The organism is Bradyrhizobium sp. USDA 4454 (assembly GCF_054822705.1).
Genome location: NZ_JBTRCN010000001.1, coordinates 5,100,570 through 5,116,877, shown reverse-complemented (window position 1 = coordinate 5,116,877; position 16,308 = coordinate 5,100,570). Strand labels below are relative to the sequence as shown.

14 protein-coding genes are annotated in these 16,308 nt (G+C 64.3%); 7 read left to right on the top strand and 7 right to left on the bottom strand.

All coding sequences use genetic code 11. From position 1 onward, the window contains the following. Position 1: 1 nt before the first annotated feature. Positions 2–928 (bottom strand): response regulator, encoded by a 927-nt coding sequence (locus ACVIW0_RS23915; RefSeq protein WP_461354572.1) that lies wholly within the window; start codon positions 926–928, stop codon positions 2–4. Then, positions 918–4,286, bottom strand: a complete 3,369-nt coding sequence (locus ACVIW0_RS23910; protein WP_461354571.1) for a hybrid sensor histidine kinase/response regulator — start codon at positions 4,284–4,286, stop codon at positions 918–920. The genes ACVIW0_RS23915 and ACVIW0_RS23910 overlap by 11 nt, the downstream gene beginning before the upstream one ends. A 171-nt stretch (positions 4,287–4,457) precedes the next feature. On the opposite strand from ACVIW0_RS23910, the gene urtA reads away from it, so the two are divergent. From urtA to ACVIW0_RS23875, 7 genes are all read left to right on the top strand, one after another. After that, positions 4,458–5,720, top strand: coding sequence for an urea ABC transporter substrate-binding protein (gene urtA / locus ACVIW0_RS23905; protein WP_461354570.1), 1,263 nt, complete (start codon positions 4,458–4,460; stop codon positions 5,718–5,720). A 165-nt stretch (positions 5,721–5,885) separates the two neighbouring features. Further along, positions 5,886–6,812, top strand: coding sequence for an urea ABC transporter permease subunit UrtB (gene urtB, locus ACVIW0_RS23900; RefSeq protein WP_050387161.1), 927 nt, complete (start codon positions 5,886–5,888; stop codon positions 6,810–6,812). A 17-nt stretch (positions 6,813–6,829) separates the two neighbouring features. Then, positions 6,830–7,963 (top strand): urea ABC transporter permease subunit UrtC, encoded by a 1,134-nt coding sequence (gene urtC / locus ACVIW0_RS23895; protein ID WP_461354569.1) that lies wholly within the window; start codon positions 6,830–6,832, stop codon positions 7,961–7,963. Positions 7,964–7,975: 12 nt separating this feature from the next. Beyond that, positions 7,976–8,731: an urea ABC transporter ATP-binding protein UrtD gene (urtD, locus tag ACVIW0_RS23890; protein ID WP_461354568.1), complete on the top strand. Its 756-nt coding sequence runs from the start codon at positions 7,976–7,978 to the stop codon at positions 8,729–8,731. 207 nt (positions 8,732–8,938) lie between these two features. Continuing rightward, positions 8,939–9,628 carry an urea ABC transporter ATP-binding subunit UrtE gene (urtE, locus tag ACVIW0_RS23885; protein WP_212023054.1) on the top strand — a complete coding sequence of 230 codons (690 nt, stop codon included), beginning with the start codon at positions 8,939–8,941 and terminating at the stop codon, positions 9,626–9,628. Between the two features lie 31 nt (positions 9,629–9,659). Next, positions 9,660–10,889 (top strand): formamidase, encoded by a 1,230-nt coding sequence (gene fmdA, locus ACVIW0_RS23880; RefSeq protein ID WP_050400074.1) that lies wholly within the window; start codon positions 9,660–9,662, stop codon positions 10,887–10,889. Positions 10,890–11,091: 202 nt separating this feature from the next. Further along, complete coding sequence (locus tag ACVIW0_RS23875) at positions 11,092–11,442, top strand: FmdB family zinc ribbon protein (protein ID WP_461354567.1); 351 nt, start codon at positions 11,092–11,094, stop codon at positions 11,440–11,442. A gap of 12 nt (positions 11,443–11,454) precedes the next feature. Here the strand turns inward: ACVIW0_RS23875 and ACVIW0_RS23870 are convergent, their stop codons facing one another. The 5 genes from ACVIW0_RS23870 to ACVIW0_RS23850 form a co-directional block, all read right to left on the bottom strand. Beyond that, positions 11,455–12,240 (bottom strand): ABC transporter ATP-binding protein, encoded by a 786-nt coding sequence (locus tag ACVIW0_RS23870; protein ID WP_461354566.1) that lies wholly within the window; start codon positions 12,238–12,240, stop codon positions 11,455–11,457. Further along, positions 12,237–13,010 carry an ABC transporter permease gene (locus ACVIW0_RS23865; protein ID WP_461354565.1) on the bottom strand — a complete coding sequence of 258 codons (774 nt, stop codon included), beginning with the start codon at positions 13,008–13,010 and terminating at the stop codon, positions 12,237–12,239. The genes ACVIW0_RS23870 and ACVIW0_RS23865 overlap by 4 nt, the downstream gene beginning before the upstream one ends. Before the next feature lie 78 nt (positions 13,011–13,088). After that, positions 13,089–14,033: an ABC transporter substrate-binding protein gene (locus ACVIW0_RS23860; RefSeq protein WP_461354564.1), complete on the bottom strand. Its 945-nt coding sequence runs from the start codon at positions 14,031–14,033 to the stop codon at positions 13,089–13,091. A gap of 161 nt (positions 14,034–14,194) precedes the next feature. Beyond that, a complete protein-coding gene (gene hutC, locus ACVIW0_RS23855) occupies positions 14,195–14,938 on the bottom strand; it encodes a histidine utilization repressor (RefSeq protein ID WP_461354563.1) in 744 nt (247 codons plus the stop codon). After that, entirely contained in the window at positions 14,935–16,293 is a 1,359-nt protein-coding gene (locus tag ACVIW0_RS23850) for a formimidoylglutamate deiminase (RefSeq protein WP_461354562.1), read from the bottom strand. Before ACVIW0_RS23850 ends, hutC begins: the two co-directional genes overlap by 4 nt. Positions 16,294–16,308 lie beyond the last annotated feature (15 nt).

Below are 16,308 nucleotides of genomic sequence, written 5' to 3'. Positions count from 1 at the left end.
CTCAGGACTTGCGGTGTCTGGCGTTGACCGCGATCGCCGCGGCGGCGGTGCGGTTCTCGACCCCGAGCTTGGCGTAGATCTGCTCGAGATGCTTGTCGACGGTGCGTGGGCTTAAGCCCAGGATTTGCGCGATGTCGCGGTTGGTCTTGCCTTTCGAGAGCCAGGACAGCACCTCGCCCTCGCGAGTGGTGAGGCCGAGCTCGCTGGAGAATTCGGCCGGCATGTCGCCGCTGGTGTCCTTGGCGAGCCGCAGCAGGAACTCGTTGGGACCAAGCTTGCCCATATATTGCAGGCGTAGCTGCTCATTGCCGGGGAACGACGCTACCGTCGCGGTCTTCTTTCCCGTCCCGCCTTTCTGCGCCTGTTCGAGCCATTGCGGCATCGGCTCCGGCAGCGCGAAATTGTCGGCGGCGTCGGCGAGCGTATCCGACAGCAGCCGCTGCGCCTGCGGCGTCGCCCACAGCAGGGCGCCCGCGCTGTTGACCGCGAGCAGATAGCGGCCGGAGACGTCGAGCGCCGCGCGGGCGCTCTGGGTCATCCGGGCATTGGCGAGATGGACCCGGATGCGCGCCAGCATCTCCTCGACCACGATCGGCTTGGTGACATAGTCGACGCCGCCGGCCTCCAGCCCGCGCACGATGTGCTCGGTTTCGGCCAGCCCCGTCATGAAGATGATCGGCACACCGTCGAGCCCGGCGTCACGCTTCAGCCGCCGGCAGGTCTCGAAGCCGTCCATACCCGGCATCACGGCATCGAGCAGCACAATGTCGGGGGTGATCTGGTCGACGATGCGCATCGCGGACGCGCCGTCGAGCGCGACCATCACGGTCATGCCGGCGCCGTCGAGCGCGTCGGTCAGCAGGCGCAACGTCTCCGGAGAGTCGTCGACGACGAGCGCGACGTCGCGCTTTCTTTGTTCAATGGTCATAGCTGTGCAATGTCTTCAACGTCGCCATGTATTGATCGAGATCGAACCGGTCGATCAGCGCGCGCATCTGGCCGACGAAGTCGGTATGTTCGGGATGTTCATTGCCGATCTCGTCGAGCTTGAGCTGGATCGCCCTGATATAGCCGAGCTGGCCGAGGCTGATCAGCTCCTCGACATAGTTCACTGGCGGGCGCGAACCGCTGTCGGGTTTCCAATGCGGAGGGGAGGTCGGCTCGGCCTCGTACTGCCATTCGATCTTGAGCAACTGGCGAATGGTCTCGAGCAGGCGCGGGATGTCGATCGGCTTCATCAGATAGCCGTCGTGGAACGGCTGCGCCAGCGGCGCGCCGTGGGCCTCCAGCGCGCTGGCCGAGATCATCAGGATGCGCGCCTGGTGATGGCCTTCGGAGCGCAGGGTTTCGGCGACCGTCCAGCCGTCCATGCCGGCCATCGAGATGTCGAGCAGGAACATGTCGGGACGGCAGTGCTGCGCGAGGGCAAGGCAGGCCGGCCCATCGGGTGCGCTGAGCAGGATGAAGCCGAGCGGCGCCAGGATCTCGCGCAGCAGGTCGCGGTGGGTCGGATCGTCGTCGGTGATCAGGATCGTCTTGCGCGGACCGTGATAGCCATAGACGGGAGCCTCGACCGGCGCGTCGCGGCGCGGATTTGTGACCTCGGACAGCAGGAGCTTGACGCGGAACGTGCTGCCGGTGCCGACCGTGCTCAGGACCTTGATGTCGCCGCCCATCACGCCCGCGAGCAGGCGGCTGATGGTCAGGCCGAGCCCGGTGCCGGTCTGCGGCTGGGTGACGCCGAGCGCGCCGCGCTCGAACGGGGCGAAGATCCGCTCGAGGTCGTCGGGCTGGATGCCCGGCCCGGTATCGATCACCTCGAACTCGGCGACCGGGCTGCGGTAATGCACCACGAACTGCACCTGCCCGGATTGGGTGAACTTGATCGCATTCGAAAGCAGGTTGATCAGGATCTGGCGCAGCCGCTTCTCGTCGGCATAAACCACGACCGGCAGCACTGCCGGCCGCTTGAACACGAAGTCGATGCCCTTGGCCGCGGCTTGCAGCCGGAACATGCCGACCAGCTGTTCGAGGAAATCGTTCAGCCGCACCTCGTCGCGCGACAGATAGAGGCGGCCGGCCTCGATCTTGGAGATGTCGAGAATGCCGTCGATCAAGCCCGACAGATGATCGGCGCTGCGGCGGACCACGCGCACCTGCTCGCGCGGCCGAATGTGGAGACTGTCGTCCTGCTCCAGCAATTGCGCGTAGCCGGAGATCGCATTCAGCGGCGAGCGCAGCTCGTGGCTGAGGCCGACGACATAGCGGCTCTTGGCGAGATTGGCGGACTCGGCGACTTCCTTGGCGCGCTGCAATTCGGCATCGGTGCGCTTGTGGGCGTCGATTTCCTGAATCAGCAGCGTGGTCTGCCGCCGCGTTTCCGCCTCCGCGGCGCGCCGGCTCTGTTGCGCCAGCACGAACAGCCAGGCGACGACGCCGATAATCAGGGTGAGCGCGAAGAACACCTTCCACAGCACGTCGGCCAACAATTCGTTGGCGTGCACGGCCGCGGTGGTCTGCAAATAGATCAGGCCGAGCACCAGCGCGACGAGGCCGGCGGAGACTGCGAACACGCCGAGGTAGTGGCCGAGCTGCGAATTGAGGCGGGCATAGATCGGCTGCGGCATCACCTTGCCGAGCGCGTCCGACACCTGCGCGCCGATCCGCGCGTGCGGCTTGCAGAGATCGTGGCAGCGCGCGTCGAGCGAGCAACACAGCGAGCAGATCGGGCCCGCATAGGCCGGGCAGGAGGCCATGTCCTCGGGCTCGAACGCATGCTCGCAGATACAGCACTGGATCGATTCAAGGTTCTGCCAGCTCCGTTTCGGCTTGCGCGCGATGTAGTACTTGCCGTCGGTCGCCCAGGCAATCAGGGGAGCCGCAATGAACGCGACCGCAAGCGCAACGAAGGCGGACAGCGCCTTCGCGGTCGGGCCGAACAGGCCGTAGAACGCGCTGATCGAGACCACGGTCGCGATCGTCATCGCGCCGACGCCGACCGGATTGATGTCGCAGAGATGCGCGCGCTTGAATTCGATGTGCTGCGGCCGCAAGCCGAGCGGCTTGTTGATGACGAGATCGGCGACCAACGCGCCGACCCAGGCGATCGCGACGTTGGAGTAGAGCGCCAGCGTCTGCTCCAGCGCCTTGTAGACGCCGATCTCCATCAAGAGCAGCGCGACGACGACGTTGAACACCAGCCACACCACGCGGCCGGGATGCGAATGGGTGAGGCGGGAGAAGAAGTTCGACCAGGCGATCGAGCCGGCATAGGCGTTGGTGACGTTGATCTTGACCTGCGACAGGATCACGAAGGTCCCGGTCAGCGCCATCGCGAGGTCCGGCTGCGACAACACATAACGGAAGGCCTCGAGATACATGTTGGCGGGCTCGGCCGCATGCTCGGCCGAGACGCCGTGGCTGAGCGCGAAGAAGGCGAGGAAGGAGCCGGCCAGCAGTTTGAGCGCGCCGAGCACGATCCAGCCCGGACCGGCGCCAACCAGTGCGATCCACCAGGCCTTGCGTGAGGTGCGGCGGTCGCGCGGCAGGAAGCGCAGGAAGTCGACCTGCTCACCGACCTGCGCCACCAGCGCGAACACCACCGAAGCGGCGGTGCCGAACAGCAGCAGATCGAGATTCCCTGCGGGATCGCCGTGATCGCCGGCGAATGTGCGCCACTCGGTGAAAGAATGCGGGTTGGCCCAGGCAATTGCCGCGAACGGCATGATGTGGAGGATGATCCACAGCGGCTGGGTCCAGAGCTGGAAGCGGCTGATCAGCGTGATGCCGTAGATCACCAGCGGAATGATCACGACCGCGCTGATCAGATAGCCGATCGGCCGCGGGATGCCGAAGCACATGTCGAGCGCGCTGGCCAGGATCACCGCCTCGATCGCGAAGAAGATGAAGGTGAAGGAGGCGTAGATCAGCGAGGTGATGGTCGAGCCGATATAGCCGAAGCCGGCGCCGCGGGTCAGCAGGTCGATATCGATGCCGCATTTGGCGGCGTGGTAGGCGATCGGCAGCCCGCATAGGAAGATGATGACGCTGACGACCAGGATCGCGGCGGAGGCGTTCATCGCGCCGTAGTTCAGCGTGATGGTGCCGCCGATCGCCTCCAGCGCCAGGAACGAGATCGCGCCGAGCGCCGTGTTGGCGACGCGGGCGGCGGACCAACGCCGAGCGCTCTTGGCGGTGAAGCGCAGCGCGTAGTCTTCCAGCGTCTGGTTGGCGACCCATTGATTGTATTGGCGCCTGACGCGGTCTATCCGCTGCCGCCCTGCCACTTCGCCTTACTCCTGGTCCACGATGCGCTGATCGCGGGCAAATCCCGTACCAAAAACCTACGTCGCTATTTTGCGGTGCAGTATACGCGATCTCACGTATCAGTGCGCTGCACAAAAGTGAGCAATCGTCGCCTCATCAATAACAGCGTTCTCGAACCAGATGGGGTGCTCATGTCAGACGAAACAAAACCAGGCCTGAAGTCTCCGCTCCGGCGCAAGCTCTTGATGGGAATGGCGGCCTTGCCGGCCGTTTCGATGCTGGGCCGGCCCGCTTTTGCCGACATTCCCGCAACCTCTGCGGTCAACACCACGGGTCTTGCAGTCACCGATAGCGAAGTCACGGTCGGCATCCTGCACTCGGTGACCGGCACCATGGCGATCTCCGAGACCGGCTCGGTCGAGGCCGAGAAGCTCGCGATCGAGCAGATCAACGCCGCCGGCGGCGTGCTCGGCCGCAAGATCAAGTTCATCCAGGAAGACGGCGCCAGCGACTGGCCGACCTTCGCGGAAAAGGCCAAGAAGCTCCTGGTGAACGACAAATGCGCGGCCGTGATGGGCTGCTGGACCTCGGCCTCGCGCAAGGCGGTGCTGCCGGTGTTCGAGCAGTATAATGGCATGCTGTACTACCCGACCTTCTATGAAGGCCTCGAGCAGTCCAAGAACGTGATCTACACCGGCCAGGAGGCGACGCAGCAGATCATCGCCGGCCTCGACTGGGTCAACAAGACCAAGGGCGCCAAGAGCTTCTATCTGCTCGGCTCGGACTACATCTGGCCGCGCACCTCGAACAAGATCGCGCGCAAGCACATCGAGAATCATCTGCAGGGTTGCAAGGTGGTCGGCGAGGAATACTTCCCGCTCGGCTCGACCCAGTTCAACTCGGTCATCAACAAGATCAAGCTGACCAAGCCCGACGTGATCTACGCGATCATCGTCGGCGGCTCCAACGTCGCGTTCTACAAGCAGCTCAAGGCGGCCGGCATCGACCTGTCCAAGCAGACGCTGCTCACGATCTCGGTGACCGAGGACGAGATCGACGGCATCGGCGGCGAGAACATCGCGGGCGCCTATGCCTGCATGAAGTACTTCCAGTCGCTCGACAACGCCAACAACAAGGCCTTCGTGCCGGCGTTCAAGAAGATGTGGGGCGAGAAGACCGTGATCGGAGACGTCACCCAGGCTGCCTATCTCGGCCCGTGGCTGTGGAAATTGACGGTCGAGAAGGCGCAGAGCTTCGACATCGACAAAATCGCGGCGGCATCCCCCGGCGTCGAGTTCAAGGGCGCGCCGGAAGGGTACGTCCGGATCCACGAGAACCATCACCTCTGGTCGAAGACCCGCGTCGGACGCGCCAAGGCCGACGGCCAGTATGAGCTGATCTACGAGACCGCCGATCTGGTCGAGCCGGATCCGTTCCCCAAGGGCTACCAGTGAGCCAGTAGCCCGCGTGAGCGGAGCGATATGCGGGACCGTCCCGGGTATCGCTACCACTCACCCGGGCTACGAAGCTCTGCAACGTAGCGGCGTGGACGTCATCGCCCACGTCACTGATCGGGCGCCGCTTGGTCGCGGCGCTGGCCCCTTGGACTGGAGAACCAGATGTTCGGCGACTATTCGATCAGCGACCTCGGTGCCATCCTTGCGATGCAGGGATTTGCCGGGCTCATCCTGTTCTCCGTCTACGTGCTGATGGCGCTCGGGCTTGCCATCATCTTCGGCCAGATGGGCGTCATCAACATGGCGCATGGCGAGTTCATGATCCTGGGCGCCTACGTCACCTGGATGACGTCGAACGCCGTGCAGCACGTCGCGCCATGGCTGTTCCCCGGTTACTTCTTCATTGCAATGATCCTGGCGTTCATCGCCTCCGGTGCGCTCGGCATGCTGGTCGAATGGGCGCTGATACGCCATCTCTACAAGCGCCCGCTCGACACGCTGCTGGCGACCTGGGGCCTCAGCCTGATCCTGCAGCAGGCCTATCGCTCGATCTTCGGCGCACGCGAGGTCGGCGTCGAGCTGCCGGAATGGATGATGGGCTCCTGGCAGGCGACCGACTCGATCCAGATCCCGATCAACGGCATGTTCGTGATGGCGCTGACCATCCTGATCACGATCGCGGTCGCCTACGTGCTGTTCTGGTCGAGCTGGGGCAAGCAGGTGCGCGCCGTGGTGCAGAACCGCGTGATGGCAGGCGCCGTCGGCATCAATACCGAAAAGGTCGATCGCTACACGTTCGGTCTCGGTTGCGGCATCGCCGGGATCGCGGGCTCGGCCTTCACCATGATCGGCTCGACCGGGCCGACCGCGGGCCAGCTCTACATCGTCGACACCTTCCTGGTCGTCGTGTTCGGCGGCGCCGCCTCGCTGTTCGGCACCATCGCCTCGGCCTTCTCGATCTCGCAGACCCAGTCGACGCTGGAGTTCTTCCTGTCGGGATCGATGGCCAAGGTGATCACGCTGCTCACCATCGTCGCGATCCTGATGGTGCGTCCGCAGGGGCTGTTCGCGCTCAAGGTCCGCAAATAAGAACAAGCAGGCTGGTCATGATCAACTCGCGCTTTTTCAATCGCTCTGAACTGCTCGGCTTCCTTGCGCTCGCGGTGCTGCTGTTTCTCATCCTGCCGCTGTCGCTCGACATCTTCCGCCTCAATCTGGTTGCCAAATATCTGACCTACGCCTTCGTCGGCATCGGCCTCGTGCTGTGCTGGGGCTATGGCGGCATCCTGAGCCTCGGGCAGGGCGTATTCTTCGGCCTCGGCGGCTACTGCATGGCGATGTACCTCAAGCTCGAGGCATCGTCGGTCGCGAACACCAAGATCCAGTCGACGCCGGGCATCCCCGATTTCATGGACTGGAACCAGCTGACCTCGCTGCCGTTCTTCTGGAAGCCGTTCCACAGCTTCCCGGTGGCGCTGATCGCGATCATCCTGGTGCCGGCGATCTTCTCCTTCATCATCGGTGCCGCGATGTTCAAGCGCCGCGTCGGCGGCGTCTATTTCGCGATCATCACCCAGGCGATCGCCGCGATCATGACCATCCTGATTGTCGGCCAGCAGGGCTACACCGGCGGCATCAACGGGATCACCGACCTGCGCACGCTGCATGGCTGGGATATCCGCACCGATCACGCCAAGTACATCCTGTATTTCGTCGAGGTGGTGTTGTTGTTCGGCTGCATCTGCGCCGCGCAGTTCATCCGCCTGACAAAACTCGGGCGCATCCTGGTGGCCATGCGGGAGCAGGAGGATCGCGTGCGCTTCTCCGGTTACAGCGTCGCCAACTTCAAGATCTTCGCGTTCTGCGCCGCGGCGGTGTTCGCTGCGATCGGCGGCGCGATGTTCACGCTCGAGGTCGGCTTCATGTCGCCGTCCTTCGTCGGCATCGTGCCGTCGATCGAGATGGTGATCTACACCGCGGTCGGCGGCCGGATGTCGATCTTCGGCGCGGTATGGGGCGCGCTCTTGGTCAACTTCGCCAAGACCAGCCTTTCGGAATCCTTCCCGCAGCTCTGGCTGTTCGGCCTCGGCGCGCTGTTCATTGCGGTCGTGCTCGCCTTCCCGAACGGGCTGTCCGGGATCTGGGCGGACCATGTCCAGCCCCGCATCGATCGCCTGTTGTCATCGCGCAAATCGAAATCGGCGGCCGGCATGATCGCCGACGGCGCACCGGCCGAGTGAGGAGGGACCATCATGCTCGTCGGCCATCAGCCCAAGGACTTCCTGCTCGCGGTGTCCGGTCTCACCGTGTCCTTTGACGGCTTCAAGGCCGTCAACGACCTCTCCTTCTATGTCGAGGAGAACGAGATCCGCGTCATCATCGGCCCGAACGGGGCCGGCAAGACCACGGTGCTCGACCTGATCTGCGGCAAGACAAAGGCGACCTCAGGCTCGATCCAGTTCCGCGGCCAGGAGCTGACAAAGCTGCGCGAGAACGAGATCGTGCAGGCCGGCGTTGGGCGCAAGTTCCAGACGCCGTCGGTGTTCGAGGATCTCACCGTGTTCGAAAACCTCGAGATCTCCTTCCCGCGCGGCCGCACCGTGTTCGGCTCGCTGACCTTCCAGCGCGACGAGGCCGTCAAGCAGCGGGTCGAGGAGGTCGCCGAGATGATCTTCCTGAAGGACCGCCTCAACACCTATGCCGACCAGCTCAGCCATGGCCAGAAGCAATGGCTCGAGATCGGCATGCTGCTGATCCAGGACCCGGACCTCCTGATGCTCGACGAGCCGGTCGCCGGCATGAGCGTCTCCGAGCGCGCCAAGACCGCCGAGCTGCTCAACCGCATCATCAAGGACCGTTCGGTGCTGGTGATCGAGCACGACATGAAGTTCGTCGAGGACATCGCCCACAAGGTCACGGTGCTGCACCAGGGGCAGATCCTGTCCGAGGGGACGATGGAGCACGTCAAGAACGATCCGAAGGTCATTGAAGTCTATTTGGGGCATTGATCGATGATTGGAACGCCACAAGCGGCAGCCGCAAACTCGCTTCACCTCTCCCCCTGTGGGAGAGGTCGGATCGCATCGTCAGATGCGATCCGGGTGAGGGGTTCCGCTCTCTCGCGCGACCGAACCCCCTCACCCGAATTGCTGCGCAATTCGACCTCTCCCCGTCGGGGAGAGGTGAAGAAGCCGATCCGGCGATAGAGGACGCTTATGCTGGCAATCAATGATCTTCACGTCGCCTACGGCCAGAGCGAGGTGCTGCACGGCCTCAACGTCAAGGTCGCGTCGAACGAGATCGTCGCGATCATGGGCCGCAACGGCATGGGCAAGACCACGCTGATGAAGTCGCTGATGGGCATCCTGCCGGCCAAGAGCGGCTCGGTGTCGATGGACGGCACCGAGCTCGGGGCGATGAAGAGCTACGAGCGGGTCGCGAAGGGCCTGGCCTACGTGCCGCAGGGCCGCATGATCTTCTCCACCATGACGGTGAAGGAGAACATCGAGACCGGCCTTGTAGTGTCCGGCGGCTCCGAAGTGCCCGGCGACATCTACGAGCTATTCCCCGTGCTGCTCGAAATGAAGGGCAGGCGCGGCGGCAATCTCTCCGGCGGGCAGCAGCAGCAGCTCGCGATCGCGCGTGCGCTGGCCACCAAGCCGAAGGTGTTACTGCTCGACGAGCCGACCGAAGGCATCCAGCCGTCGATCATCAAGGACATGGCGCGCACGTTGAAGCGGATCCGCGACGAGCGTGGGCTGTCGATCGTCGTCTCCGAGCAGGTGCTGAGCTTCGCGCTCGACATCGCCGACCGCGTGCTCGTCATCGAGAACGGCGAGATCGTCCGCGACGATCCGCGCGACAGCGTCGATGCCGCGCAGATCTCGAAATATCTGTCTGTGTAACCACCACCAGTAAGCGAAGGGGAGCAATGCGATGCCAGATACACTGATCAAGGTCGATCTCAGCAAGTCGGCCTATGAAAACGACAAGATCCACAACCGCTGGCATCCCGAGGTTCCGATCGTCGAGTGGGTCAGTCCCGGCGACGACTTCATCATCGAGACCGTCGATTGGACCGGCGGCTTCATCAAGAACAATGACTCTGCCGACGACGTGCGCGACATCGATCTGTCGATCGTGCATTTCCTGTCCGGCCCGATCGGCGTCAAGGGCGCCGAGCCCGGCGATCTCCTGGTCGTGGACTTGCTCGACGTCGGTCCGTTGAAGGAGAGCCTGTGGGGCTTCAACGGCTTCTTCTCCAAGCAGAATGGCGGCGGCTTCCTCACCGACCACTTCCCGCTGGCGCAGAAGTCGATCTGGGACATCAAGGGACTCTACACCTCCTCGCGTCACGTCCCCGGCGTCAACTTCGCCGGTCTGATCCATCCCGGCCTGATCGGCTGTCTGCCCGATGCCAAGATGCTGGCGGCGTGGAATGCGCGCGAAGCCGAGCTGATCGCGACCAATCCGACCCGGGTGCCGGGCCTCGCCAATCCGCCGTTCGCGCCGACCGCGCATGCCGGCCAAGCCAAGGGCGATGTCAAGGCCAAGATCGGCCTCGAGGGCGCGCGCACGGTGCCGCCGCGCGAGCATGGCGGCAATTGCGACATCAAGGACCTGTCGCGCGGCTCGAAGATCTATTTCCCGGTCTATGTGCCGGGCGGCGGGCTCTCGATGGGCGATCTGCATTTCAGCCAGGGCGACGGCGAGATCACGTTCTGCGGCGCGATCGAAATGGCCGGCTGGCTGCACATCAAGGTCGACGTCATCAAGGACGGCGTCTCGAAATACGGCATCAAGAACCCGGTGTTCAAGCCGTCGCCGATCACGCCGAACTACAAGGACTACCTGATCTTCGAAGGCATCTCGGTCGACGAGGCCGGCAAGCAGCACTATCTCGACGTCCACATCGCCTATCGCCAGGCCTGTTTGAACGCGATCGAATATCTGAAGAAGTTCGGCTATTCCGGCGCCCAGGCCTATTCGATCCTCGGCACCGCGCCGTGCCAGGGCCACATCTCCGGCGTGGTCGACGTGCCCAATGCCTGTGCCACGCTGTGGCTGCCGACCGAGATCTTCGACTTCGACGTCATGCCGTCGTCGGCGGGACCGATCAAGCACATCAAGGGCGACGTGCAGATGCCGATCTCGCCCGACAAGTGACGCTCTAGAGCATGATCCGGAAAAGTGGAAACCGGTTTTCCGAAAAGATCATGCTCAAACAAAGAGATGAGATCATGATGCGATTCCGTGGAAACGCATCATGATCTAAGTGATCCCTGCGCGAAGGGTGCGGGACGGCTGCGTATTCGCCGCCCCGCATCCATTCGCCGGATGTCACACGACTGCGCAAGGATTTAAGGAAATGCCGATCTACGAATATCTCTGCAACGACTGCGGCCCGTTCACCGACATGCGGCCGATGGCGGAATGCGATCTGCCGCAGGACTGCCCGCAATGCGAGACGACGTCGCCGCGCGTGATCCTGACCGCGCCGGCGTTCTTCTGCATGCCATCGGACAAGCGCAAGGCGCACGCCACCAACGAGCAGAGCCGGCACGCGCCGAAGACGCTCGATCAGTACAAGGCCGCGCACGGCCCGGGCTGCGGCTGCTGCTCCCCGTCGGGAAAGAAGAAGCCGGCGCGGCTGATGACCAAGACCAAGAACGGCGCCAAGGGCTTTCCGACCGCGCGGCCCTGGATGATCAGCCATTAATCTAGCTGACCGTCACGCCTGTTCGGCGACCTTCAGGGCCTCGGTACGGATCTCCTCGACCAGCCGCTCCTTCAGCGCGACGAATTCCGGCGTGGTCTTGATCTTGTAGGAGCGGGGATGCGGGAGATCGACCGTGATCTCCGCCTTGATGCGGCCGGGACGGGCGCTCATCACGATGACGCGGCTGCCGAGGAAGATCGCTTCCTCGATGTCGTGGGTGACGAACAGCACCGTCTTCTGGTCGCGCTCCCAGATCCCGAGCAGCATCTCCTGCATCAAGGCCCGGGTCTGGTTGTCGAGCGCGCCGAACGGCTCGTCGAGCAGCAGGATTTTCGGATCGTTGGCGAGCGCACGGGCGATCGCGGTGCGTTGTTGCATGCCGCCCGACAGCTGCTTGGGCCAGTGATTTTCGAAACCCGAGAGCCCGACCCGGCGGATGAAGGCGTCGGCGATGTCATGGCGCTCGGCTTGCGACACGCCGCGCTCGCGCAGGCCGAAAGCGATGTTCTCGCGCACCGTCAGCCAGGGAAACAGCGTGTAGGACTGAAACACCATGCCGCGATCGGCGCCGGGGCCGGTGACCTCTCGGCCATCGAGCGTGACCCGTCCGCTGGTCGGCCGGTCGAGGCCTGCGATGATCCGCAGCAGGGTGGATTTACCGCAGCCGGAAGGGCCGAGGATGGTGACGAAGTCGTTGTCGCCGACATCGAGCGTGGTCGGCTCGAGCGCCCGGGTCGGCGCGTGGCCGGCGCGGGCGGGGAAGGTTCGCGCGACCTGATCGATCCGAAGCAGGGTCATGCGAGCTTCCACGGGAACAGCCAGGCGTTGAACGCCTTGAACAGGAAATCGGAGATCAGCCCGATCAGGCCGATCACGATGATGCCGAAGATAATCTGCCCGGTGTTGAGCAGCGCCTGGCTGTCGGTGATCATGTGGCCGATGCCGGACGACGAGCCGATCAGCTCGGCGACGATGACGTAAGTCCAGGCCCAGCCGAGCACTAGCCTGAGGATCTCGGCGATCTCCGGCGCGGCGGAAGGCAGCAGCACGCGGCGGATGATGCCGCTGTCGCGGGCGCCGAGCGTGTAGGCGGCTTCGACCAGGTCGCGCCGCGTGGCGCCGACGTTGACCGCCACCAGCAGGATGATCTGGAACACGGCGCCGATGAAGATCACCAGCAGCTTCTGCAACTCGCCGATGCCGGCCCACAGGATCAGCAGCGGGATGAAGGCGGAGGCCGGGAGATAGCGCGCAAAGGACACGAAGGGTTCGAGGAAGGCCTCGACCGGCTTGTAGGCCCCCATCAGCACGCCGATCGGCACCGCGATCAAAGCGGCAAGGGCAAAGCCGCCGATGACGCGCCAGATCGTCATGCCGATGTCGAACAGGAAGCCTTGCCTGGCGAGCAGCTCATAGCCTTCCTGCACCATCGTCAGAGGATTGGCGAGGAAGGTCTTCGACACATGGCCGCCGAACGTCGCCCAGGACCAGAGGGCGACGAACAGCACGAAGAAGGTGAGGCCATAGGCCACGCGCTGCTTCGACGTGGTGGGTTCGAGGGGACGCATCAATCGATCCGGGGCTATCTTATGCGCCGATCCCGCCCGCGGTCTCGCGAGGCGGGACCGGCCAAATTCGTCGTTGCGTTACTTGATGAAGCTGGCGTCGTAGATGTCCTCGACCTTCGGTGCGGACTTGATGATGCCGACCTCGAGCAAGAGCTCCGCGGCGTCCTTGTTGAAGGTGAGGAAGTCGCCGGCGAAGAACTTCTGGTTGGCGGCCTTGTCCTGCCAGCGCAGGTATTTTGCCGAGTTGCCGAACTGCTCACCGGTCTGCTTCACGTCGGCGCCCATGATCTCATAGGCCTTCGCCTGATCCTTGGCGATCATGTCGAGCGCCTCGAAATAGCTGTCGGCCAGCGCCTGCGCCGCCTTCGGATTGTCGGTCAGGAATTTCGGCGTGCAGCCGAACGTGTCCATCACGATCGGATAATCGAGCGTGGTGGCGATGATCTTGCCCTTGTCGGGGGCGGCGCGCACCGTCGACAGATATGGCTCGTAGGTCATCGCGGCGTCGTTCTGGCCGGAGACGAAGGCCTGTGCCGCGGCGGCAGGCTCCAGATTGACCACGGTGACGTCCTTCACCGTAAGGCCATTCTTCTTCAACATCCAGGCCAGGGCGAAATAGGGCGAAGTGCCCGGTGCCGATGCTGCGACGGTCTTGCCCTTCAAGTCCTTGATTGCGGCGACGTCGTTGCGCACGGCCATGCCGTCGGCGCCGTAGCTCTTGTCGAGCTGGAAGATCTGCTTGGTCGCGACGCCATTGGCGTTCCAGGAGATCCAGGTCTCGACCGTCGTCGCCGCGCACTGGATGTCGCCCGAAGCGATCGCCAGGTGACGGTCCTTCTGCGGGATCTTCTTCAAGGTCACGTCGAGGCCGTTCTTCTTGAAGATGCCGGCCTCCCTGGCGAGCGTCAGCGGCGCGAAGCCGGTCCATCCGGAGATGCCGACGCCGACCTTGACGTCATCCGCGAACGCGGCGGTGGACGCCAGCAAGACTGCGATGGCTGGCAATAGCTTGAAGGAACGCATGATCGTCGATCCCTTGAACGATGGATTGAACCCAGTTGATGTCGTCACGTCAGTGATGTGCTCACGTCAGTGATATCTTCACGTCGGTCGCGGCGGATTGCCGCATGAAGCGTGTCGGTGGCTGATGATGCCGTGCATGAATTATGCCGCGCAAGCCGTGTTCAGCCTCCCTTGAAGCGAGCCACCAGGCGGTGCGTCTCGCCCGGATAATGCAGCCGCACCGCGGTCACCGTGCGCGCGCTGCGCCAGGTGTAGCGGTCGATGACGAGGCAGGGCGCGCCAACCGCGATGTCGAGCGCCTTGGCTGTGCGATCGTCTGCCACGACCGCGCTGATGGTATGCTCGGCCTCGGTCCACGGCACGTGATGCAGCAGCCACGATCCCGGCGGTTCGCGCGAAAAATCCGCGGTTGCGGCCTCCGGAACCGTGGCGAGATCGATCAGCCTGTCCTCGACGGCAAACGGCACGTCGTCGGCGCTGTGCCGGCAGGCGATTGCGATCACCTTGCCGGCCGTGGTCACGCCGAGCCGGGCGCGATCGGCCGATGTCGCGGTGCGCCGCCGGCAATCGATCAGCTGATAGCCGTAGCTGCGGCCGAGCGCGGTGATCTCGGCCCTGATGTCGGCGATCTTGAGCACCGCCGACATGTGCTGCGGACGGCGCACGAAGGTGCCCGCCCGCCGCCGCCGCTCGATCAGGTCCGCGTGTGCCAGTTCCGACAGCGCCTTGTTCACCGTCATGCGCGAGCAGCGATAGCGCGCCATCAACTGGTGCTCGAACGGGATGCGGTGGCCCGGCGGCCATTCGCCGGTCAGGATCCGGGTCTCGATGTCGAGCCGGATCCGCTTGTAGAGCGTCGGCTTGCCGGCGGCACGCGGCTTGGCCTGATCGGAAGCGAGGCTCATGCGACGAGCCTCCGGACGCTGGCGTTGAATCGTTCGCGCGCGCTGTCGCGCAGCCGGTGCCGTCCGCCCGCGACCACCTTGTCGCCTCCGGCCCAGACGCAGTCGATTGCCTCGCTGCCGGCCGCAAACAGCCAGCCGTCGAGGAGTGCGTCGCCCGACCGACCCGCCAGCGATGGATGCGCGCGGTCGAGACTGACGATATCGGCCCGTGCGCCGGGCGCGAGCCCGGACTTCGCTTGCGCCAGAGCCTGCGCGCCGCCCGCCAGCGCGTGATCGAACAGAGCGCGGCCGGTGGATGCGCCAGGGCGCCCCGACAGCACGTTGCGCTCGCGGTGCTTCAGCCGCTGGCCGTATTCGAGCTGGCGCAGCTCGTCGGCGACCCCGACCAAAACGTTCGAATCGGTCCCGATGCCGAACCGCCCGCCGGCGGCGAGGAATTCGCGCGCCGAAAAGATGCCGTCGCCAAGGCTTGCTTCGGTCACCGGGCAAAGGCCGGCGACCGCGCCGTTGCGGGCAAGTGCGGCGACTTCCTGCTCCGTCATGTGAGTCGTGTGGATCAGGCACCAGCGCTGATCGACGGGCGCATGGTCGAGCAGCCATTCGACCGGCCGTTGCCCCGACCAGGTCAGGCAATCCTCGACCTCGCGCAGCTGTTCGGCAGCGTGGATGTGGATTGGTGCTCCCTCGGCAAGCGGAATGATCGCTGCGAGCTCATCCGGCGCCACGGCGCGCAGGCTGTGCGGGGCGATGCCGATATTGGCGCCGGGCAATTTCCGGATCGTCTCCCGCGAGGCTGCCATCAGCGCCGCGAACTGGTCGACCGAGCAGATGAAGCGGCGCTGCCCGGCATGCGGCGTGGCGCCGCCGAACGTGCCATGGGCATAGAAGCTCGGCAGCAGCGTGAGCCCGATGCCGGAGGCCGCAATCGCCTCCGCGATGCGCACGGCCATCTCGGCCGGATTGGCGTAGGGCGAGCCGTCGCGATCATGGTGCAGATAGTGGAACTCGCCGACGCGGGTAAAGCCCCGCTCGAGCATCTCGATATAAAGAAGTGTCGCAACGGCTGTGACGTCGTCCGGCGTCATGGTCAGCGCGAAGCGATACATCGTCTCGCGCCAGGTCCAGAACGTGTCGGCGGTATTGCCGCGCAGTTCGGCGAGACCGGCCATACCGCGCTGAAAGGCGTGGCTGTGCAGACTCGCCAATCCCGGAACCGCCAGTTGGTGACGTTCGTCGCCGGCGGCCGGTGCAACGCCTGCGGTCAATGAGGTGATCGTGCCGTCGGCGACGACAACCTGCACATCATTGGCCCAGCCCGAAGGCAGCAGCGCACATGCGAAATGCAGTCGTGTCATTTTTCCACGCCGGCT